Below are 21,490 nucleotides of genomic sequence, written 5' to 3' on the forward strand. Positions count from 1 at the left end.
CTGCCTCCTATGAGCGGGCCGCGGCCCGCGGGTCGGCCGAGCGCCTGTTGCGCAGCGCCCGCCAGGTTTCGGGCAGGCCGGCCAGGCCCTTGGGCAACAGCGCGACCAGCGCAATAATGGCCAGGCCGAAGGGAAGATGCCAGTGCGTGGCCAGATCGCCCATCAGGGCCTGCGACTGGAAGGCCTCTTGCAGCAGCGTCAGCGCCACGGCGCCGACGATGGCGCCCCAGAGCCGGCCGGAGCCGCCCAGAATCACCATGAGCAGCACCAGGCCGGACTGTTCCCAGGCCAGCAGTTCGGGGTTGACGAAGCCGTCTTTCGCGGCATAGAGCACGCCGGCGATACCGCCCAGGCCGCCGGCCAGAATATAGGCCACCAGCTTGTAGCCCAGCGTGGAATAGCCCGCGGCGCGCATGCGCTGCTCGTTGGCGCGGATGCCCGTGAGGGCGGCGCCGAAGCGCGAGCGCATCAGCATGGCCAGGAAGCCCCAGACCAGCAGCAGGCAGGCCAGGGTGAACAGATAGAACGCGTAGGGCTTGCTGACGTCGAGCAGCACCGTGTCGCCGATGCGCCATTCGGGGCGGAAGTACATGTAGATGCCGTCGGTGCCGCCGCCGAGCTTGGTGTCATGGAAAATATAGTAGGCCATCTGCGCGAAAGCCAGGGTGACCATGATGAAATACACGCCCTTGGTGCGCAGGCACAGTATGCCCGTGACCGCCGCGTAGATCATGGCGCAGGCGATGGCGCAGGGCAGCAGGACGAAGAAGTTGCCGGCCCCCGATTCGGGCGACAGCAGGGTAACCGTGTAGGCCGATATGCCGAAGAACGCCGCGTGCCCCAGGCTTACCAGGCCCGTGCCGCCCACCAGCAGCTGCAGGCTCAGGGCAAACAGCGCGTAAATCATGATTTTGACGGCCAGCCCGGTGTAATAGTCGCTGGCCACCATGGGCAGCAGCGCCAGCAGGCACACCAGTGCCAGCAGCAATGCTGCGCGCAAGGGAATTCGCATAATCAGCCTTGCCTGAACAGCCCTTCGGGCTTGAACAATAGTATGACCGCCATGAGCAGGTAGACCATGACGCCCGCCGCGGCGGGGAAGAAGATCTGGCCGAAGGTATCGACGAAGCCGACCAGCATGGCGGCCAGAAAGGCGCCCTTGATGGAGCCGATGCCGCCGATGACCACGACCACGAAGCAGATGATCAGTATGGCATTGCCCATGCCCGGGTACACCGAAGACACCGGGGCGGCGATGGAGCCGGCCAGCGCCGCCAGCGCTACGCCGATGGCGAAGACGATGCGGAACAGCCGGTTGATGTCGATGCCCAGGGAGCTGATCATTTCGCGGTTGCTGGCCCCTGCGCGGATCATCATGCCCAGCCGCGTGCGGCTCAGCACCCAGTACAGCAGCCCCGCCACCAGTATGCATACCGCCGAGATGAACAGGCGGTAGACCGGGTAGGTCATGACCCCGCCCAGCGGTATGGAGCCGGCCAGCCAGGCCGGCGGCGCGACGCCGTGCACGTCGTTGTCGATGAGGATGCTGCGCAGTTCCTCGAACACCAGGATGAGCCCGTAGGTCATGAGCACCTGCTGCAGGTGGTCGCGGTGATAAAGAAAGCTATAGAAGGCCCATTCCAGGAAATAGCCCAGCAGCGTCGCCACCACGATGCAGGCCAGTATCGTGATGACGAAGCCGCCGCCCAGGTATTGGGCGACCAGCGGCTGCAGCGCGAAGGCCATATAGGCCCCGATCATGTAGAAGCTGCCATGAGCCAGATTGATGATGCCCATGATGCCGAAGATCAGGGTCAGGCCGCTGGCAACCAGAAACAGCAGCAGCCCGTACTGCACGGCATTGAGGCACTGGATCAAGAAAATGACCGGGTCCACGGTACACCCTGCGGCGCGCTACAGCTTGCAGCCGCGGGCGGGATCCGCCAGGCCCTTGGCGGCGATGCCGATGGACAGGTTCTTGCCGTCCTTGACTTCGCGCAGATAGAAATCCTGGACGGGGTTGCCGGCCTTGGACAGCTTGAAGGTGCCGCGCGGGCTGTCGATGGTGGCGCCGCTCATGGCCGCGCGCATGGCGGCCTTCTTGCTGACATCGCCTTTGACGGCGTTCAGGCCGGCGGCCAGGATCTGGGCCGCGTCGTAGCCTTGCACGGCATAGACGTCGGGCGCCGTCTTGGGATAGGCCTTGGCGTAGTCGGCGCGGAATGCATTGTCGCGCGGCGTATTCAGCCCGTCGGCGTAATGCAGCGTGGTAAGCAGGCCTTCGGCGGCCTTGCCCTGCGCGTCCAGCGTGCCGTCGGTGAGGAAGCCGCTGGCCAGCAGGGGCACGGTCTTGCGCAGGCCCGATGCGTCGTAGTCTTTGACGAACTTGACCGCGCCGCCGCCGGCGAAGAAGGTATAGACCACGTCGGGCTTGAGCGCCGCGATTTCCGTCAGCAGGGGCTGGAATTCCACCTTCGGAAAGGGCAGGGCCAGCTGCTTGACGACCTTGCCGCCGCCTTTTTCGAAAGACTCTTTGAAGCCGTCGGTCGATTCTTTGCCCGCGGCGTAGTTCCAGGTGATGGTGACGGCGTGCTTATAGCCCTTCTTGGCCGCCACGCCGCCCATGGCGTAGCCCGGCTGCCAGTTCGAGAACGAGCTGCGGAAGATGTTCTTGCTGCACAGCGGGCCGGTGATGACGTCGGCGCCCGCGTTGGGGATGATGAGTGTGGTGTCGGAATCTTTGGCGGCCTTGGCCAGGGCCACGGCAACGCCCGAGTGCACCGTGCCCACCAGAATGTCGACGTGGTCGCGCTTGATCAGGCGGTTGGCGTTGTCGGGGCCTTTGGCGGGGTTGGATTCGTCGTCGACCTTGAAATATTCGAGTTCCTGGCCCGCCAGCTTGCCGCCTTGTTCCTGGACATATAGCTTGAAGCCGTTTTCGATGGCCTGCCCCAGGGCCGCATAAGTGCCGCTGTAGGGCAGCATGAAGCCGATTTTGATGGCGGCTGTGGCGTTGCCGCCCGTACCCAGTACGAGCGCAGTTGCGACGGCAGCGCCGGAAAGCACGTGTTTCATAGGTCTACTCCCTTTCTATTCCCGTTTTTTTGAATGATTACTGCATGAGGCCCGCATGGCTCGGCCCGGATCCGTGCGGATGCCGGGCCGGCCCGATTATTGCACCGGCGCCGGCCACGTATGTGTTTTTGTGGATGCCGGCGCCGACAGTCGTCAATAATACATAGGCTGGCCCGGCTTGCAATGGGTTTAATCCCTCGGGCCTATGCCAGGGGCCTGCGCCGGGGGGCTGCAAAGCGGGGCGCCGCGCTGCACCGCGTTATGCGTGTTCAGAACCCATAGAGTTCCGCCGGGTTGTCCACCAATATGCGGCGCCTGGCTTGTGCGTCGGGCGCCCATTGCGCAAGCAGCGCATACAGCGCCGCATCATCGGGCCCGGCGCCGGCCTCGGTGGGGTGCGGCCAGTCCGAGCCCCAGACCATGCGCCGCGGCGCCAGGCCGATCAGCGCCCGCGCGGTGACGACAGTGTCGGCGTAGTCTTCCCGCTGCGAATTCAGGTAGGCGCCCGACAGCTTGACCCAGGTCTTGCCGCGGGCGAGCAGGCCGGCGACGATGTCCAGCGCCGCATGGCCGGGCCCCGACCCCTTGGGCAGGCGCAGCATGTGGTCGAAGACCAGCGTGCCGGGCAGCCGTTCGAGCAGCGCGGCGTGCTCGACGATCTGCTGCGCCATCAGGTGCAGCTGCACGTGCCAGCCCAGGCGCTGTATGCGCTGCGCCAGCGGTTCGATCATGTCGAAGCGCGTGACGGCGGTGGCCGGATTGAACAGGGTGAAGCGTACGCCGCGGACACCGCCGGCGTGCAGCGCGTCGAGTTCTTCCTCGGCCACGTCGGGGTGCAGCACGGCCACGCCGCGGGCCGACTCGGCGCCCAGGTCGCGTATGGCCTGCAGCGTGACCCGGTTGTCGGTGCCGTAGATGCCGGGGGTCACCACCACGGTTCTTTGCAGGTTCAGCCGGCGCCGCAGCTCCAGGTATTCGGGCACGCCCAGAAAGCGTGGCGGCGGCAGGCCCTGTGCCTGCGCCGGGAAGCGCCGGTCGTAGATATGGATGTGGGCGTCGCAGGCGCCGTCCGGCGCCCGGCCGCCCTGGCCCGCGGCGGGGGCGGAGGCCTGCGGCGGGGTGGGAGGAACTGAGCTCATGAATGTATCGTCCTTATTGTGTGTCGTCCTGCATCTCGCGCGCGCCGGGCACGGCCTTCAGGCGCTCGCGGATGACGCCGTACTGCGTGGGCGAGACGCGCGACAGGGTGATGCGCACTTCGTCCAGGTCTTCCGATTCGTCGCTTTGCTGTACCACGAATTCCTTGACGCGGCTGCCGGTCGAGCCGAGCGCGTCGTGCAGCGCCCGTAGATTCAGGGCTCCGTGCTTGACCAGCAGGCGGATGCGGCGTTCCTGGCGGGCGACGATGTAGCGTTGTTCCAGCGGTTTGATGCCGGCCAGGATGATGAGGATGATGATGGTGGCCGCGATCGAGGCGGTGTACATGCCGCCGCCCACCGCCAGCCCTATCGCGGCCACCGACCAAAGGCTGGCCGCCGTGGTCAGCCCGCGTATCACTTCGCCGCGCAGCAGGATCGAGCCGGCGCCCAGGAAGCCTATGCCCGAGACTACCTGGGCGGCGATGCGGGAAGGGTCGAGCACTACGTGTTCCGCGCCCAGGATGTCGTGGAAGCCGAAGGCCGACACGATCATGATCAGCGTCGAGCCCACGCACACCAGCATGTGCGTGCGCAGGCCCGCGGCCCACGACAGCCGCTCGCGTTCGAAGCCGATGAGGCTGCCCAGCAGGGCTGCGAGCAGCAGCCTGCCTATGAGTTCGGTATTGCCCAGCATGGTGTCCTTTGCCTTGTCTGCCGCCCGGCGCGCCCTTGCGGCGCGCCTGTGTCCGTGTCTGGAATTATGGCACCGGATGGCGATAGTGCAATTCGGGCACCGGCCGGCGGCGCCGCCGGCGGCTTGCCCGCCGCGGCGCGGCCATCGCGCGGGCTCAAGGTTCCTGGTGCTTGCGGATGGCCGAAGGGAACAGATCCCAGCAGGCAATGAACAGCGCCGCGCACAACGGGCCGATCACGAAACCGTTCAGGCCGAATACGGTCAGGCCGCCCAGGGTGGAAATCAGAATGACGTAGTCGGGTATTTTGGTGTCCTTGCCCACCAGTATGGGCCGCAGCACATTGTCCACCAGACCGATCACCAGTACGCAGAACAGGATCAGCACCACCCCCTGCCAGATCGCGCCGGTGACCAGGAAGTAGACCGCCACCGGCATCCAGATCAGCGCCGCGCCCACCGCCGGCAGCAGCGACAGGAAGCCCATCAGCACGCCCCACAGCAGCGCGCCCTGGATGTCCAGGAACCAGAATATCAGTCCGCCCAGCAGGCCTTGCGTGCAAGCCACCGCGATATTGCCCTTGACCGTGGCCCGCACCACCGTGGCGAACTTGCGGTACAGGTGAACCTGGTGCTCGTCGCTGAGCGGGATCAGCTGTTTGCTGTGGCGCGCCAGCTGCGGCCCGTCGCGCAGCAGGAAATACAGCAGGTAGAGCATGACGCCCATGCTGATGATGAACTCGAAAGTGTGCTGGCCCACGTTGACCGCCTGCGAAGCCAGGAACTTGCTGCCTTGCAGCGCCGCCGCCGATAGCTTGTCCTGCAGGCTGAAGACGTCGCCGACGCCCAGGCGGTCGAGCATGCTGTGCACCGACGCCGGCAGGGCGTTGACGATTTGTTCGAAATAGGCGCCCAGGTTGAATTGGCCGGAGCTGATGCGCTTGTAGATCGAGGCCCCTTCCTGGATCAGCGCGCCGCTGACGAAGATCAGCGGCAGGATCACGATCAGGATGATGATGAAGACCGAGGTCAGTGCCGCCAGATTGCGGTGGCCGTGGAACCTGGTCAGCAGGCGCCTGTGCATCGGCCCGAACACGATGGCCAGGATCGCGCCCCAGAATATCGCGCTGTAGTAGGGCAGCAGCACGCAGATGAAGGCGATGCTGACCGCCGTCAGCAATACCAGGAAAGTGCGGAAATAAAGAGTGGAGTTTTCCATCCGGCGTCCAGTCGATCTGGGCTTGGGGCGTTCGGGCCGTGGCCGGCGTCGCCGCCTGCTCGGGTGCGCCGCTGATGCGCATGCCGCGAGCGCCGCCGCCAGGCCGCGTTCGCGGTATCTGTGCGGACGGGCCCCGGGAACCGCCTGCACAGACGCCTATTTTGCAACGGATCGGCCGCGCGTGGGATGGAAACAGGGCGGGCTGGCGCTCATTTATTGTGTGGCCTTGTATTCCGGGCTACCAATTGTGTAGTTTCCGGCTGGGCGCCGGCAGGCTCAGAAGGAGGAGCCCGCCAGCTGGCTGATACGCGGCCGGCGGGCCTGAGCGGGCCTAACGGTCATGGCGGGCGCCGCTTCCCCCCGAGAATGAAAGGGCTTCTTTCACATTAAGCGAGGGTGGGCGAGGCCAGGAGAGGGGCTCGCGGGCCCGGATCAGGCTTTTTTTGGGGCTAGGCCCTTTTCGGGATCAGGCCTTTTTCGAGTAGGCGCTGCACCACCCGGCGCCGGCAACCAGCTTGCCGGCGAAGATCGCACAGGGAGCCCACTGGTCGCCGGCCTTGCCCTGGAAAAGCTGGCAATTGCCGCAGTGTTCGCCCGGAACGTATTTGGGCTGCGCGGCCTTGTCGATCAGCGCGGCATCGTGCTTGTAGCCCAGGCCGATCGCCACGGGATCGCTTTCCTCGACCTTGGCCGGCTCGGCCAGGACGCGGCCGGCCAGGGCCACGGACGAGGCGAGGCCGGCGCCGGCGATCAGGAAACTGCGGCGGGATGACTTCATGGTGTACTCCTTGTGGTTTGGGGTTCGGAATGGGAAATCAGGGGCGGGGCTTACTGGCGGATGCGGCTTGCGGCGCCGCCTTGCGGCAGCTCATCCCGCAGCGGCTCATTGAGCTGCGTTTCATCCGGTAGAGATCCATCCGGCGGTACGAAGCAAAATCCATCAGATGCCCGACTACCGGCAGCATCCGGCAAGGGCTCGTCCCGCAGCGGCTCGTCCAGCAGCGGCACGAAGCCGGGGCTGTCGAGGTCTTCGAATTGCTGGTGGTTCACCGCCCAGAAGAAGATTGCCGCGGCCAGCAGCACGATCAGCAGCGTGATGGGGATCAGGATCAGGAGGCTGTTCATGGGTTCGGGGAGGCGGCCTGGCGGCGCCCGAGGCCGGATGCTGCAGGCCCGGGCCGCCTGCCGGGGGTCGGGCTGGCCAGCGGATCGTGGGCGGCCCGGCCTGTGCCTATGTCTTGGGTGTTTCGACGGACTGCGGACGCGGCACGGCCCGCCCGCAACGCGTTCATCACCACCAGCAGCGAACTTGCCGACATGCCCAGCGCCGCCAGCCAGGGCGGTACCCAGCCCAGGGCGGCCGGCGCGACCGCGCAGAGGTTGTACAGCAGCGACCAGCGCTGGCTCTGGGCCACCAGGTGAGTGGCCTTGCGGGCCGCGGCACGCGCCCGAACCAGGCCGTCGAGGCGCCCGTCCAAGAGCAGCATGCCGGCGCGCGATTGCGCCAGATCCGTGCCTCCGGCCGGCGCCGCCGAGACGTCGGCGGCGGCCAGTATGGGAGCGTCATTGCTGCCATCGCCCACGGCCAGTGTGACGCGCCCGACGGCGCGCAGGGCGGCCAGCAGCGCCAGCTTGTCTTCGGGGCGCTGGCGCGCATGCCATTCGGGCACGCCCAGGCGGCTGGCCAGCGCCGCCACGCGCTCGGGCGCATCGCCGCTGGCGATGCACACCGCGATGCCGTCGGCGCGCAAGGCGTCGAGCGCGGCGCGGGCTTCGGGGCGCGGCTGTTCTTCGACAGCGCCACCGTCAGTTTCGGGGCGTGGCTGGTTTTCTGCTCCGCCAGAAGTTTCGGGGCACGGCTGTTCTTCGAACTGGTTACCGAGGCTTGTGGGGCAGGGCCGTTGTGCGGCATGGTTACCGCCGGCCCGCGGCAGCGTCAAGGTGCCGGTCTTGTCGAATAGCGCAGCGTCGACCCGTGCCAGCTTGTGCAGCGCCGCCGCGTCGGTGACCAGCACGCCCTGCGCCGCCAGCGCGCCTGTGGCGCTCGTCAAGGTCGTGGGGGCGGCCAGGGCATAGGCGCAGGGACAGGCGGCCACCAGTACCGCCACGGTGGCCTCGAAGGCGCGGCCCGGATCCACCAGCAGCCAGCCCAGGGCGGTCAGCAGTGCCAGCAGCAGGATGGCCAGCACGTAGCGATCGGCCTTGCCGTCTCTTGCGGGCATGCGCCGGCGGCGCCGCAGCGCGCGGCCGCTGAGCGCTTCTATGCGTGCCGCGGCGCCGAGTCCGGCGCTGCGTTCCACCCGCATCTCGATCGCAGCGCCCAGCAGCAGGCTGCCGGCCGCCAGGCGCGCGCCGCGCCTGTGCAGCACCGGGCCCGATTCGCCCGACAGCAAGGCCTCGTCCAGGCGCGCCTCGGCGCTTTCCAGCAAGCCGTCGGCCGGAACAATGTCTCCCGGCGCTATCCGCACCCGGTCGCCCGGCAGCAGCTGCATGGCGGGCACGGTCTCGAGCGCGCCGTCCGCGCCATAGCGCTGGGCCAGCAGCGGCGCGGCATCTAGCGCCGCATCGCTTTGCGCCGCGCTATGGTGCCGCGCGCGCAGCTCGAGATAGCGCGCGCCCAGCAGCAGGAAGATGAACATGCCGATCGAATCGAAATAGATTTCGCCCTGGCCGCGCAGCGTGTTGAAGGCGCTGGCCGCGAACACCGGCACGATGGCCAGCGTCACCGGCAGGTCTATGCCCAGGCGGCCCCGGCGCAGATCGCGTAGCGCGTTGCGGTAGAAGGGCATGGCGCAATAGCCCACGCAGGGTATCGTCACCAGCAGACAGAGCCAGCGGAACAGCGCGCGCGTGCTGAAGTCCACCATGTCGACGGCGCCTATGTAGATCACGAAGGCGAAGGTCATGACTTGCATCGAACACATGCCCGCCACCAGCAGGCGCTTGAGCAGATCGTGCCGCGCCTCGACGCGGCGGTCGTCGATGCTGTCGCGGCGCAGGGGCTGCGCGCCGCATCCGGCGGCGGCGCAGGCCTGCAGCAGGGCCGGCAGCGTCAGCCTGGCCGCGTCCCAGACGACGCGTACGCGCCGCGCCGGCGCATCGATGGTAAGGCGCCGCACACCGGGCAAGGCCCGGATGTGCTGTTCCAGGCGCAGCACCTGCCGGGCATCGTCCAGCGGCTCTACCCGCAGTGCGGCCTCGCTGCAGCCGTCGCGGCGGCTGCGCAGCACTTGGGCGGCCAGCCGAGGGTCGCCCCATAGTTCCATTTCTGAATCAATCGCGCACTTTGGCGGCTTCGCGTGCCGTGCCATATGTGCTGTCTGCACTTCGCTTTCGCGTTCACGATCGATTTGGGAACGGAATAAAGCCGCGTCGTTGGTGCCGGTCGTTGCCCGGGCCTGGCTCTGGCCTTCGGGCTTTTCCCCGCAGGTGTCCACCGGCCTCGCGGCGGCCGCATGGGGGGCAGCGCGGTCGTGCGCGTCTCGGCTCATCGCCCCGCCTCTACGTCTTTGTCGACGGCGGTGGGCTCGGGCGCCGCGGATACGGGCACGCCGAAGACGGTGCGCGCGGTGGGCAGCGGCGTATCGGCATGGCGCTGGCCGGCGACGATGATCCAGGCACAGCCGGCCAGCGCCGCGGCGAATACCAGCAGCGCCAGCCACAGCACGGGCTGGCGCTGCCAGCCGTGGCGCCGCGGCTCAGGGGCGAGCGTCGCTGCCGGCCGCCGCATCGCTGTGCGAAAGATGATAGACATAGGCGGCCACGGCCTGTATTTGCTGCTTGTCGAGCCGCGAAGCCCATGCCGGCATATGCCCCTGGCGGCCGTCGTGGATGCTCTTTTCTATGTCGGCCAGCGTGCCGCCGTGCAGCCAGATGCTGTCGTTCAGGCGCGGCGCGCCCATTATGGGGTTGCCCTGGCCCTGCGCGCCATGGCAGGCGGCGCAGGTGGCCTTGAACAGCGGCTCGGCCGCCTTGGCCATGGCGGCATCGTGCGCCGCGCCCGACAGCCCCAATACGTATTGGGCCAGGTTTTTGACGGTCTGTTCGCCCATGGCGGCCCAGGCGGGCATGACGCCGCCGCGGCCGTTGTGGATGGATGCGACGATGTCTTTGGCGCTGCCGCCATACAGCCAGTCCTGGTCGGCCAGGTCGGGCGCGCCCAGCTTCTGGTTGCCGCGGGCCTGCACGCCATGGCAGGCGGCGCAGTTGTCGCCGAACAGCCGCTCGCCCAGCTGCAGCGCCTGTGTGTCGGCGGCCAGCTGTTCCACCGGCTCGGTATCCAGGCGCCGCGCCAGGCTTTCCGCGCGGGCCTGGTTGGCGGCCACGTCCTGTGCCAGCTCGCCATGAGACGTCCAGCCCAGCATGCCGCTGTAGCCGCCAAAGCCCGGATACAGCACCAGATAGGCGAAGGCCGCCACGAACATCGCGCCCGACAGCGCCAGCCACCAGCGCGGCAGCGGCCGCACACCCTCGCGCAGCACGCCGTGCGCCCAGACGTGGCCGGTGGTGCCGTCGTCCAGGGTCGGAATCTTGGCACGCGGCCCCCATAGAAACAGGAACAGGGAAATGCCCAGGTTCAACACCACCAGGAACATGACCCACAACGACCATCCCATGCTCATGGCCGGCCCTCCGCTTCATCGCTTGCCCGATCCTGCATCGGCAGTTGCGCCATGCGATTGAACACCGGCCGGTGGCCGCTGTGCCAGGCCCAGATCCAGATACCGATGAACAGCGCCATCATCAACAGTATGAAGATCCCCACGAAATGCCCCCAGAGCGGATTCATTGCACTTTCCCCTTGGCCGCGGCGGCCGGCTCGTTCTTGATGCCCAGGCCCTGCAAATAGGCAATGAGCGCATCCATTTCGGTCTTGCCCGCCAGCAGCTTGGGCGCCGCCGCGATATCGGCATCGCTGTACGGGTCGCCGAGGCGGCGCAGGGCGCGCGCCCGCGCCTGCATGTCGGCGGGATCCACGACCGCGTGCGCCAGCCAGGGATAGCCCGGCATATTGGATTGCGGCACCACCTGGCGCGGATCCATCAGGTGCATGCGCTGCCACTGATCCGAATATTTGCCGCCGACCCGCGCCAGGTCGGGCCCGGTGCGCTTGGATCCCCACTGGAACGGTCGGTCGTAGACCGACTCTTCGGCGGTGGAATAGTGGCCGTAGCGCTGCGTTTCGAAGCGCTGCGCGCGGATCATCTGCGAGTGGCACAGATAGCAGCCCTCGCGCACGTAGACGTCGCGCCCCGCCAGGCGCAGCAGGTCGTAGGGCTCGACCCCGGCCGGAGCCTTGATCTCGTGGGCCTGCATGAATATGGGTGTGATTTCCGCCAGCCCGCCGAAAGACACCATAACGGCGGTGAGAATGCCGAGCATCCCGGCGTGCTTTTCTATGAATTCAAAATGCCTGTAAGCCATTTGCTTGTCCTCGGCAGCGGCGCATCCGCGGTTGCCCGCGGCTTGCGCCCATGCGCGCCGCTCCGCTTCCTATCGCTGATATTGAATGGTGTCGCTGTACTGTTTCCCTTGACGCTGCCTGCCCGGGTTTTCTTTTCCTCGAGTCCGTTTGCGTAGCGCCCGCCAGCCGTGCCCGTTTGCCATCGCTGCGCGTAGCGCCGCGGCGCCTCAAGCGGGAACGGCAATGGGGGCGGGCTCCTGGCGCGGCTCCGGCTCGGGGATGGGCACCGGTATCGGCGTGATCAGCCGTGCCCGGGCCGCCGCCGCGGTGTACCAGAGATTCCAGGCCATGACCCACATGCCCGAAAGAATCAGCACGCCGCCCAGCCAGCGCAGCAGATACAGCGGCTTGATCGCCAGCAGGCTGTCCAGGAAGGTATAGGCCAGAGACCCGTCGGGCAGTGTGGCGCGCCACATTACGCCTTCGGTGACGCCGGCCGTCCACATCGAGGCCACATACAGCAGCGTGCCCCCCAGGTGCAGCCAGAAGTGCAGTTCCATGGCCTGGTGCGAGTGCATCGCCGGGCGTCCCAGGGCGCGCGGCGCCATGGCGTACAGCGAACCGATGGTGATCATTGCCACCCAGCCCAGCGAGCCGGAATGCACGTGCGCGATCGTCCAGTCGGTATAGTGCGACAGCGAATTCACCGACTTGATCGCCATCATCGAGCCTTCGAAAGTCGAGGCGGCATAGAACACCAGCGACAGCACCATGAACTTCGCCGCCGGGTCGCTGCGCAGGCGCTGCCAGGAGCCATTGAAGGTCAGCAGGCCGTTGGCTGCCGAGCCCCAGCTGGGCATCAGCAGCACCAGCGAGAAGGCCATGCCCACCGACTGCACCCAGTCGGGCAGGGCGGTATACATCAGGTGGTGCGAGCCGGCCCACATGTAAACCGAGATCAGCGCCCAGAAGTTTACGATGGAAAAGCGGTAGCTCCAGAGCGGCTGCTGCGCCTGGCGCGGCACGAAGTAGTACATCATGCCCAGGAACCCGGCGGTCAGGAAGAAGGCCACCGCATTGTGCCCGTACCACCACTGCACCATGGCATCGACCACGCCCGAATAAATCGGGTAAGACTTGGCCAGCGACACCGGGATCGCCAGATTGTTGACGATGTGCAGCAGCCCGACCGCGATGATGAAGGCGCCGTAGTACCAGCAGGCTACATAGATGTGGCGGATGCGCCGGCGCGCCAGACTGGCGAAGAACACGGCGCCAAACGATACCCAGACCACGGCGATGAGTATGTCGATGAACCATTCCGGCTCGGCGTACTCCTTGCCCTGCGTCAGGCCCAGCGGCATGGTCGTCATGGCCAGCACGCAGACCAGCTGCCAGCCCCAGAACGTGAAGCCGGCCAGGCGTCCCCAGGCGAGCCGGGCGTGGCCGGTGCGCTGCACGACGTAATAGCAGGTGCCCATCAGCGCCGAACCGCCGAAGGCGAAAATGACGCCGAAGGTATGGTCGGGCCGTATGCGGCTGAAGGTCAGCCACGGAACATTGAAATTCAGTGCCGGCCACATCAGCTGGGCCGCGGCCAGCACCCCTACCGACATGCCTATGATTCCCCAGACGGCGGCGGCCAGTAGGAATTGCCGCACCACCTTGTCGTTGTAATACTCGTCCTGCATGACTACTCCCTGAACGGACGAGTGTCAGCTTACCGGGGAGAATTGAACAAGACTTTGATGCGGATCAAACTAATGTGAAATAGCCGGGCCAATGCGCAACAGGCCCACCAGTGCGATTTCCCTTTTAGTGTGAGCAGGCCCTAATGTGAAATAGCCTGTCGTGACATAGCCTGCCCGTCTTCGAAGCCGGGCTCGATCGCCGGCGCGTCGAAGGCATGCACGGCGGGCACAGGCCCGTCCCATTTGCAGATTTCCACCAGGGCGGATTGCGGGCTGGGGCCTTGCGTCAGCCGCGAGCTGCCGATGTCCAGGGTCAGCACATTGGGGTTGCCGTGACGTTCCAGCGTGGCGTCGTCGGCGTCGAACCAGGCGCCGGTGGGCAGCGCCACGACCCCGGGCATGAGGTTCGGGTCGACGACGGCGGCGGCCATGCATGCTCCCCTGTCGTTGTATATCTTGACCAGATCGCCTTCGGCGATGCCGCGCCGGGCCGCATCGGGCGGCGAAATATAAACCCGTTGCCGTCCATGAAGCTTGAGCGAGGCCGAGGTCTTGCCCGCGTCCAGTTGCGAATGCAGTTTGTCGGCCGGCTGGGGGGTCATCAGGTGCAGCGGGTAGCGTTCGGCGGCCTTGGCGCCCAGCCATTCGGCCGGCTCCAGCCATGTGGGGTGCGCGGGGCAGTCGTCGTAGCCGAAGGCGGCGATGCGCTCGGAATAGATCTCGATCTTGCCCGATGGGGTTTGCAGCGGATGCGCCTCGGGATCTTGCCGGAAGCTGTCGAACAGCACGTATTCCCGCTCGGGCTCGGGCAGCTCCAGGTAGCCGGCGCGCCAGAATTCTTCGAATTCAGGAACTGGCATGCCGGCGGCCCGCCAGTTTTGCGCAAGCTTGCCGTAGATGTGCCGCAGCCATTGGGCCTCGTCGCGCCCTTCGGTGTACGGGGTTTCGTGGCCGGCCAGCGCCGCCAGTTCCCGGTAGATGTCGAAGTCGTTGCGGCTTTGGGCGTAGGGAGGCAGGGCCTGGTGCATGGCCAGTACGTAGCGGTCGCGCGAAGACCCGCCGATGTCGTTGCGTTCGAGCGTGGTGGTGGCGGGCAGTACGATGTCCGCCCGGCGCGCGGTGGGCGTCCACCAGCTTTCGTGCACGATGATGGTTTCGGGCCGGCTCCAGGCGCGCACCATGCGGTTCAGATCCTGGTGGTGATGGAACGGGTTGCCGCCGGCCCAGTAGATCAGTTTGATGTCGGGATAGGTGCCGGTGCCGCCGTTGAATTCATACTGTGCGCCCGGATTCAGCAGCATGTCGGCGGTGCGCGCCACGGGAATCGAGCAGCCGGTGGGGTTCCTGCCGGCGGACATCTCCGGCGCCGCCACCCCTGGGCGCGGATTGCCCACGCCGTTCATAGAGGCGTGGCCGAAGGCGAAGCCGCCGCCGGGCAGGCCGATCTGGCCCAGGGCCGCCGCCAGGGCGATGGCGGCCCAGTAGGGCTGCTCGCCATGGTGGGCGCGCTGCAGGGACCAGGCGCAGGTCAGCAGGCTGCGGGTGGCGGCGGCCTGGCGGGCGAGCGCCCGGATGTCCGCGGCGGGCACGCCGCATATGCCTTCGGCCCACGCGGCGCTTTTGGCCGTGCCGTCGGACTTGCCCAGCACGTAGTCGGCGAACTTGTCGAAGCCCGTGCAATAAGTGCCGATGAAATCGGCGTCGTGCAGGTTTTCCACCAGCAGGGTGTGCACCAGCGCGAGCATCATTGCCGTGTCGGTGTTGGGCCGGATCGGGATCCAGCGTACCGGCATGCCGTCCGGGGCGTCGGCGCGGGTCGGGCTGATCACCACGAATTCCAGGCCGGCCTGGCGCGCCCGCTCGAGCCAGCGCGGGGCGGAATGTTCGCCCGCGCCGCCCGATGTGATCTGCGTGTTGCGCAAGGGCAGGCCGCCAAAGGCGACGAGCAGCCGGGTATGGGCCGCAACGCTTTTCCAGTCGGTGACGCGGCCGGTGACGGGGGCGTAGGTGCCGAGTATATGCGGCAGCAGGAATTGCGCCGCGCCCCAGCTGTAGTTGCCGGCCTGATCCACGCAGCCGCCGCCGGTGTAAAGGAAGCGGTGCGTAAGCGTGCGCGCGTGATGCAGCCGGCCGGCCGAGGACCAGCCATACGAGCCGCCGAAGATCGACGTGGCGCCGTGCTCGGCCCGTACCCGGGCCAGTTCGTCCGCGACCAGCTTCAGCGCGACGTCCCAGCCGACTTCCACGAAGGGTTCGGTGCCGCGCGCGGCGCCGCTGGCCTGGTGGCGGTCGCGCAGCCAGCTTTTGCGTACCGCCGGCCGCGCGATGCGCAAATCGGAATGCACCATGCCGGGCATGGATTCCAGAATGGGCGAGGGGGCCGGGTCGTAGCGGAACGGTTCGCAGGCGACCAGGCGGTCGTTCTCGACCACCGCAGTGAAAGCGCCCCAATGGGACAGGCTCGGAAAACGTTGGGTATTTACAGGCATCTTGCCAATTCCAAGTGATTCCATTTCTAGATCAATCGTGCGCTTTGTGTAGAGCTATGGCCTCTTTGCCACTATGCGTAGCGCTGTACCGGATATATGGCTGACGCTGCGCTTTCACGATTGGTCTGGAGTGGAGCGACACCCGCAGCGTGCCGCCCACGGCATCGGAAAGGCATTTTGTCCTGCTTGCGGCGGGCAGGCCGCGGTGCCGCAGCCCATACGGCGGGACTCGCTTCCAGCAAACTGTCATTTTAGTCATTAGCTAATAAAAAATTTTCCTATTTAATGGGAAAAAGTGTGCAGATAACAAAAAAATATTAATATTGGCCGGGCATATACTGGCTTCCGCAGGTGTGGCCGCGCTGTCGGCGCATGCCGCACCAGACAAGGCCGGCGGGCGTTGGGGCTTGTCGGTGTGCGCGGCATCGCGCCGCGTTTTCCTTGCCGCCCGCGTGGCGGGCGCCGTAGTCGTCCAAATTCAATATCGATTGGTGGAATCGCAATGGCTAAGATGAAGATCGAAGGGTCCTTCGTGGCTCTCATTACTCCTTTCAACCGCAACGGGACGGTGGATTTCGAAGGTTTCCGCACCCTGCTGAAATTCCAGGAAGATCACGGCACCGCGGCCGTGCTCATCATGGGTTCGACCGGCGAAGTGTCGATGCTGTCGCAGCAAGAGCGCCAGCAGATCATCGCCGAGACGGCCAAGATGAAAAGCGGCAAGATGAAGTTCTTCTATGGCTGCACCGGCAACAATACCGAGACCACCATAGATTACCTGCGCTTTGCGCGCGCCAACGGCGCCGACGGGGCGATTCTGGCCGCGCCGGCGTATATCTGCGGCTCGGAAGCCGACATCGAAGACTACTTCCTGGAAGTGGCCGATGCGACCGACCTGCCGCTGGGCATCTACAACAATCCGCCGCGGGTCAAGACCGACCTGCACTGGAGCAATCTGCTGCGCATCTTCAAGCACCCGAACTACGTGGTGCACAAGGAATCCACCACGCGCGTGGGGCAGGTGGCGCAGGTGCTGCACGCGCGCCCCGACGTGGCGGTGATGTGCTGCGATTCGCCCAACCTGGGGCTGGTGGTGCCGACGATGAGCCTGGGCGGGCACGGTACGGCCAACATGACCGGCAACATCGCGCCGGCCGAGATGGCCACGATCTCGCGGCCCTGGGCCACGCCGGAGGTGTCGGTCAGTTTCCGCGAAACCTATCTGCAGATGCTGCCGATGCTGCATTTCTCGTACTCGGCCATCAATCCGGTGGCGATCAAGTCGCTGCTCAAGGCGGTGGGGCTGCCCGCGGGCGAGCTGCGCAAGCCCCTGAAGGCGCTGCCCGAAGAAGCGCTGCAGCAGGGCCTGCGCGCGGTGCGCGAACTGGGGCTGGACAAGAAGTACGGCTGGAGCTCGCGCGAACTGAAAGCCGCCTGATCCGTTATACGCATAGGGAGAAGTCTATGAAGCAAAGCATATGCGGCGGCTTTCTGCGCGCCACAGTCATGGCGCTGGGTATCGCCGGCATGATGGCCGCCGGCGGCGCCCAGGCGGAAGATGCCTATCCGTCCCGCACCATCACGATCGTCGTTCCCCACCCCCCTGGCGGCGCGGTCGACGGCGTGGCGCGTTTGTTCGCCGACAAGCTGAAGGCCCAGCTGCACGAGTCCGTGATCGTTGAAAACCGCCCCGGTGCCTCCGGCATGATCGGCGCGGCTTATGTGGCACGGGCCAAGCCCGACGGCTATACGCTGTATATCAACGCGTCCATACATTCCATCAATCCGCTGCTGTACAAGAAGAAGATCACCTTCGACGCCGTGAAGGACTTCACCGCCGTCAGCCTGCTGGCTCAGGGCGCTCTGATCTTCAGCGTGAATCCGAAAGTCCCCGCGCATACCGTCGAGCAATTCATCACCGACGTAAAGGCCGATCCGAACAAATATACCTTCGCCACCAGCGGCTTCGGCTCCGCCGGCCATCTGGCCGCGGCGCAGTTCCTGTATGACGCCCATATTTCCAAGGTACCCATCGTGCTCTACAGGGGCTCGGCGCCCGCCTTGTCGGATCTGGTCGGCGGGCAGGTTTCGGCCATCATGGATCCCATGCTGTCTTCGCTGCCGCTGGTGCAGTCCGGCAAGCTGCGCGCGCTGGCGGTAACCGGCAAAGCGCGCAGTCCGCTGCTGCCGAACGTGCCCACCATGCGCGAAGCCGGCATGAAGGATTTCGAGTTCTATTCCTGGTATGGCCTGTGGTCGCCCGCCAAGCTGCCCCCCGAAATTCTCAGCAAGCTCGAGGCCGCATCTTCCAAGATCATGGATTCGCCCGAAATGAAGGAGCGCCTCAAGGCCCTCGGGTTCGAGTCCTCGTACAAGAACTCGGCGGACTTCACCGCTTATATCGAGTCCGAAATGGCTCGCTATAAAAAGGTCATCGACGCGGCTCACATTACCGTCAGCTAGCAAGCTGTCGCACTGTCGTACCGTACGTATGTACCGCAAATATGGCCCGCCGCAAGGCGGGCCATATGTTTTGCTGCGTTTTGCGGCGCCGGCTTCCGGCCGGTATTTCCGGGCTTTCCGTCGGCGCCGCGCCGCCGTCGTCAGCCGGTAAAGCAGACGGAGCCGGATCCGGCCATGCCCTGCTGATCTTTGACGTATGCCACGTCGATGTCGTGCGGCAGGGCCACCCCGTTCTTGACGGCCAGCACCTCGGCCATGACACTGACGGCGATTTCGGGCGGGGTCTTGCTGCCTATATAAATGCCTATGGGGCCGCGCAGATGGGCCAGTGATTGCTCGGTCTGATCCAGGTATTCGATCATGCGCTCGCGCCGCGCCCGGTTGTTGCGCCGGCTGCCGATGGCACCTATATAGAACGCCGGCGTTTCCAGGGCTTGCAGCAGCGCCAGGTCGTCCAGCTTGGGGTCGTGCGTCAGTGCAATGACGCAGCTGCGCGCGTCGGGCTGGAACTCGGCCACGGTGTCGTCCGGCATGGTGTCCACGACGCGCACCCCGGGAACGCTCCAGACGCTGCTGTATTCCTTGCGCGGATCGCATACCGTGACCGCGAAGCCGCAGAACTGCGCCATGGTGGCCAGGTATTCGCTCATCTGTCCGGCGCCGATGATCAGCATGCGGTAGCCGGGGCCGAAGGTATTGACCAGTTCCTGCTCGTCCAGGCTCAGGTCTGCCGGCACGTCGGTGGGTTCGAGCCGCACCTGGCCATCGGCCAGGCGGACGCGCCGGTGCATGAGCTGGCCGGTGTCCAGCATCTGCAGCAGATCCACCAGCGACTGTGTGTCGGGATCGAATTCCAGCACGACCTCCAGCGTACCGCCGCAGGGCAGGCCGAAGCGGTGCGCCTCGTCAGCTGTGACGCCGTATTTCAGAAACTGCGGCGGCCCGCTGCGGGGCAGGGCGTCGGCCACGCCCGCCTGGGTGTAGCGGGCGATCAGATCGTCTTCGATGCAGCCGCCCGAAACCGAGCCCACGACGATACCGTCTTCGCGCAGCGCCATGATCGAGCCTATGGGCCGCGGTGAAGATCCCCACGTGTGCACTACCGTTGCCAGCACGGCATGGCTGCCATTGCGGCGCCAGTCGCGCAGCGTGCGCAAAATAATGAAGTCCAGATTTTCCATGTAGCGACTCCTGAAAATCTCTCCCGCTAAAAGTCGTGCTTATCAGGATCTATAGTTGTCAAGATTTGTGCTTATCAAGATCCGTGGTTATCCATACCTATAGTCTAAGTCTATAGTCTAAGGCCCCCGCGCCGGGCGCATTGCAACAACAAGGCAATAAGACGCGGCCGCGGGCGGCACAGGCGGCATCATGGCAAAGCGTGCCGCGGCGCTTGTGTCGAACGCGAGCCGGCATCATTGCCTGGCCCAGGCGATACCCAGTATTACCAGCAATACCACCACGACCCAGACCCAATTGGAAACGCGGCGGCCAGCCGGGCCGGCTGCCGCCGGGCCAGCCGCTGCGCTCGCAGCGGTCATGGAAGTCGCAGAGGCCGTAGCGGAGGCGCTCGCGTCGGACGCCTCGGCCGGCGCCGGGTGGCGGCGCTGCATCGCTTCGTCGAAGCGCTTGAAAAAGCTTTCCGCCATGGACTTGGCCACGCCGTCGATGAGCCGCTGGCCGACTTGCGCGATTTTGCCGCCGACCATCGCATTGACCGTGTACGCCAGCTCGCAGCCCTCGCCCTGGGGCGTCAGGGCAACCTTGGCGCTGCCCTTGCCGAAACCCGCCGCGCCGCCATTGCCGTTGAAGTTCAGTGTATAGCTCTCGGGGGCCTGGATGTCGGCCAGCTGTATCGTGCTCTTGAACTTGGCCGCCACCGGGCCGACCTTTACGGTGCTGACCAGGGCGTAGCTATTTTCGCCAGTGGCCTCGATGCTTTCGCAGCCGGGCACGCAAGCCTTCAGAACCTCGGGGTCGTTGAGCGCGTCCCAGGCTTGTTGCCGATCGACCGACAGTGTGCGCGAGCCCTGCATGTCCATGGTTGACTCCTTGTGAAATTATGGCTTTACCAATGCGGCGATGGCGCCGGCCAGATCCTGCAGCCGGCTGACATTATGTACCGCCAGCATGGCATCGGCCGCGCCATGCAGCACCGCGGCGCCGCGGGCGCTGGGCGCGTAGCCGTCGAAGCGCAGCAGCGGATTGAGCCACAGGATGCGGCGCGTGCGGCGCTTGAGCCGGGCCAGTTCGCGCGCCAGGTCGTCGGGTTCGCCGGTGTCCAGGCCGTCGGTGACGATCAGCACCACGGTGCGCCGCCCCACCAGGCAGCGCGCGTGGCCGCGCCACAGGCTGGCCAGGCAGTCGCCCAGGCGGGTGCCGCCCGCGTAATCGTGGATGAGCCTGCCGGCGGCCAGCAGCATGGCGTCGGTGTCGGCCAGGCGAAAGGCCGGCCCCAGATCGGTAAGCTCGGTGCCGAAGGCGAACACGTTGCGGCGCACGGGCAGGATGCGGCCGCCCACTTGCACATGGCGGGTCGCCGCGTGCAGAAAGGCCAGCAGGGTGCGGGCATAGCGTTCCATGGAGCCGGATACATCTACCAGCGCCAGCAGCGGCAGGGGCTGGCGGCGGCGCTGCAGCCGCTGCAGCGCCATCACGTCGCCGCCGCTGCGCGCGGCCTCGCGCAAGGTGCGCCCCCAGTGTATGCGCGTGCCGCGCGGGCCGGCGCGGGTGCGGCGCCCGGCCACCGTGGGCAGTGGCAGGGCGATGTCGCGCACCAGGCGCTGCACCAGCGTGTATTCGCTGGCCGACATCTGGTTGAAGTCCGCGGTCTTTAAGCGAACCACGTCGCTTGCCGTCATGGCAGCGTCGAATTCCAGATCCGGCTGCTGCGCGCCGTGCGCCGCGGCTGCCGGGGCCAGCGCCGCCTGCACGCGCGGGCGCGCGCGCGGCGGCCCGGCCTCGCGCACGGCCCGCGGCATCATGCGGGCCAGCAGCTGGTGGGCCAGCTCCGGGTCGCGGAAAAAGGCCTCGAACATTTCGCGGAACACCGCGCGATCCTGTTCGCGGCCGACCAGCACTGCCTCGAGCGCCGCGGCCACATCCTGCCGGCGCGCCACGCCGACGCATTGCAGCGCCTGCTGGGCCAGGGCGATGCGCGCCGCGTCCACCGGCACCCCCGCGCGGCGCAGGGCGCGGCCGAAGGCGCCAAGATTGCTGCCCAGCTTGCCGCTGCGCGCGTCGCCCAGCAGCGCCACGCGCGGCGTGTGCGGCGCGAGACTGCCGTGATCGGCGGGGGGCGTGGGCCGGGTATGCATGT

At 66.4% G+C, this 21,490-nt stretch carries 20 protein-coding genes; 2 read left to right on the plus strand and 18 right to left on the minus strand.

The annotated features are described in order from the left end of the window. Positions 1–7: 7 nt before the first annotated feature. From CEY11_RS16500 to CEY11_RS16570, 15 genes are all read right to left on the minus strand, one after another. Positions 8–1,012, minus strand: a complete 1,005-nt coding sequence (locus tag CEY11_RS16500) for a branched-chain amino acid ABC transporter permease (protein ID WP_198958923.1) — start codon at positions 1,010–1,012, stop codon at positions 8–10. A 2-nt stretch (positions 1,013–1,014) separates the two neighbouring features. Then, positions 1,015–1,896, minus strand: coding sequence for a branched-chain amino acid ABC transporter permease (locus tag CEY11_RS16505; protein WP_088604510.1), 882 nt, complete (start codon positions 1,894–1,896; stop codon positions 1,015–1,017). Positions 1,897–1,914: 18 nt separating this feature from the next. Beyond that, the gene (locus CEY11_RS16510; protein WP_088604511.1) at positions 1,915–3,075 is read right to left on the minus strand and encodes an ABC transporter substrate-binding protein; all 1,161 of its coding nucleotides are present in this window, start codon (positions 3,073–3,075) and stop codon (positions 1,915–1,917) included. 269 nt (positions 3,076–3,344) lie between these two features. Next, positions 3,345–4,214, minus strand: coding sequence for an amidohydrolase family protein (locus CEY11_RS16515; RefSeq protein ID WP_088604512.1), 870 nt, complete (start codon positions 4,212–4,214; stop codon positions 3,345–3,347). A 13-nt stretch (positions 4,215–4,227) separates the two neighbouring features. Beyond that, a complete protein-coding gene (locus CEY11_RS16520; RefSeq protein ID WP_088604513.1) occupies positions 4,228–4,908 on the minus strand; it encodes an MgtC/SapB family protein in 681 nt (226 codons plus the stop codon). A 154-nt stretch (positions 4,909–5,062) separates the two neighbouring features. Beyond that, positions 5,063–6,124 carry an AI-2E family transporter gene (locus CEY11_RS16525; protein ID WP_088604514.1) on the minus strand — a complete coding sequence of 354 codons (1,062 nt, stop codon included), beginning with the start codon at positions 6,122–6,124 and terminating at the stop codon, positions 5,063–5,065. A 466-nt stretch (positions 6,125–6,590) separates the two neighbouring features. Then, positions 6,591–6,902 (minus strand): high-potential iron-sulfur protein, encoded by a 312-nt coding sequence (locus CEY11_RS16530; RefSeq protein WP_088604515.1) that lies wholly within the window; start codon positions 6,900–6,902, stop codon positions 6,591–6,593. Between the two features lie 50 nt (positions 6,903–6,952). Next, on the minus strand, positions 6,953–7,249 hold the full coding sequence (gene ccoS / locus CEY11_RS16535) for a cbb3-type cytochrome oxidase assembly protein CcoS (RefSeq protein WP_088604516.1): 297 nt from the start codon (positions 7,247–7,249) through the stop codon (positions 6,953–6,955). Beyond that, positions 7,246–9,390, minus strand: coding sequence for a heavy metal translocating P-type ATPase (locus tag CEY11_RS16540; protein ID WP_088604517.1), 2,145 nt, complete (start codon positions 9,388–9,390; stop codon positions 7,246–7,248). Before CEY11_RS16540 ends, ccoS begins: the two co-directional genes overlap by 4 nt. Positions 9,391–9,611: 221 nt before the next feature. Further along, a complete protein-coding gene (locus CEY11_RS16545; protein ID WP_088604518.1) occupies positions 9,612–9,854 on the minus strand; it encodes a hypothetical protein in 243 nt (80 codons plus the stop codon). Continuing rightward, entirely contained in the window at positions 9,823–10,746 is a 924-nt protein-coding gene (gene ccoP / locus CEY11_RS16550; RefSeq protein WP_088604519.1) for a cytochrome-c oxidase, cbb3-type subunit III, read from the minus strand. The genes CEY11_RS16545 and ccoP overlap by 32 nt, the downstream gene beginning before the upstream one ends. After that, positions 10,743–10,913, minus strand: a complete 171-nt coding sequence (locus tag CEY11_RS16555; RefSeq protein WP_088604520.1) for a cbb3-type cytochrome oxidase subunit 3 — start codon at positions 10,911–10,913, stop codon at positions 10,743–10,745. The genes ccoP and CEY11_RS16555 overlap by 4 nt, the downstream gene beginning before the upstream one ends. Then, positions 10,910–11,548 (minus strand): cytochrome-c oxidase, cbb3-type subunit II, encoded by a 639-nt coding sequence (gene ccoO / locus CEY11_RS16560; RefSeq protein WP_088604521.1) that lies wholly within the window; start codon positions 11,546–11,548, stop codon positions 10,910–10,912. The genes CEY11_RS16555 and ccoO overlap by 4 nt, the downstream gene beginning before the upstream one ends. A 207-nt stretch (positions 11,549–11,755) precedes the next feature. Then, on the minus strand, positions 11,756–13,219 hold the full coding sequence (gene ccoN, locus CEY11_RS16565; RefSeq protein ID WP_088604522.1) for a cytochrome-c oxidase, cbb3-type subunit I: 1,464 nt from the start codon (positions 13,217–13,219) through the stop codon (positions 11,756–11,758). A gap of 140 nt (positions 13,220–13,359) precedes the next feature. Then, complete coding sequence (locus CEY11_RS16570; protein WP_088604523.1) at positions 13,360–15,708, minus strand: molybdopterin-dependent oxidoreductase; 2,349 nt, start codon at positions 15,706–15,708, stop codon at positions 13,360–13,362. Positions 15,709–16,210: 502 nt separating this feature from the next. Here CEY11_RS16570 and CEY11_RS16575 point away from each other — a divergent pair. Further along, entirely contained in the window at positions 16,211–17,146 is a 936-nt protein-coding gene (locus tag CEY11_RS16575; RefSeq protein ID WP_088604524.1) for a 4-hydroxy-tetrahydrodipicolinate synthase family protein, read from the plus strand. A 26-nt stretch (positions 17,147–17,172) separates the two neighbouring features. Continuing rightward, positions 17,173–18,171 carry a Bug family tripartite tricarboxylate transporter substrate binding protein gene (locus CEY11_RS16580; RefSeq protein ID WP_088604525.1) on the plus strand — a complete coding sequence of 333 codons (999 nt, stop codon included), beginning with the start codon at positions 17,173–17,175 and terminating at the stop codon, positions 18,169–18,171. Between the two features lie 140 nt (positions 18,172–18,311). Here the strand turns inward: CEY11_RS16580 and CEY11_RS16585 are convergent, their stop codons facing one another. The 3 genes from CEY11_RS16585 to CEY11_RS16595 form a co-directional block, all read right to left on the minus strand. Beyond that, the gene (locus CEY11_RS16585; protein ID WP_088604526.1) at positions 18,312–19,352 is read right to left on the minus strand and encodes an XdhC family protein; all 1,041 of its coding nucleotides are present in this window, start codon (positions 19,350–19,352) and stop codon (positions 18,312–18,314) included. Between the two features lie 234 nt (positions 19,353–19,586). Beyond that, entirely contained in the window at positions 19,587–20,213 is a 627-nt protein-coding gene (locus CEY11_RS16590) for a CoxG family protein (protein ID WP_088604527.1), read from the minus strand. 18 nt (positions 20,214–20,231) lie between these two features. Continuing rightward, positions 20,232–21,488 (minus strand): vWA domain-containing protein, encoded by a 1,257-nt coding sequence (locus tag CEY11_RS16595; protein WP_088604528.1) that lies wholly within the window; start codon positions 21,486–21,488, stop codon positions 20,232–20,234. Positions 21,489–21,490: the final 2 nt, after the last annotated feature.

It is taken from the genome of Candidimonas nitroreducens (assembly GCF_002209565.1).
Classification (GTDB): Bacteria; Pseudomonadota; Gammaproteobacteria; order Burkholderiales; family Burkholderiaceae_B; genus Candidimonas; species Candidimonas nitroreducens.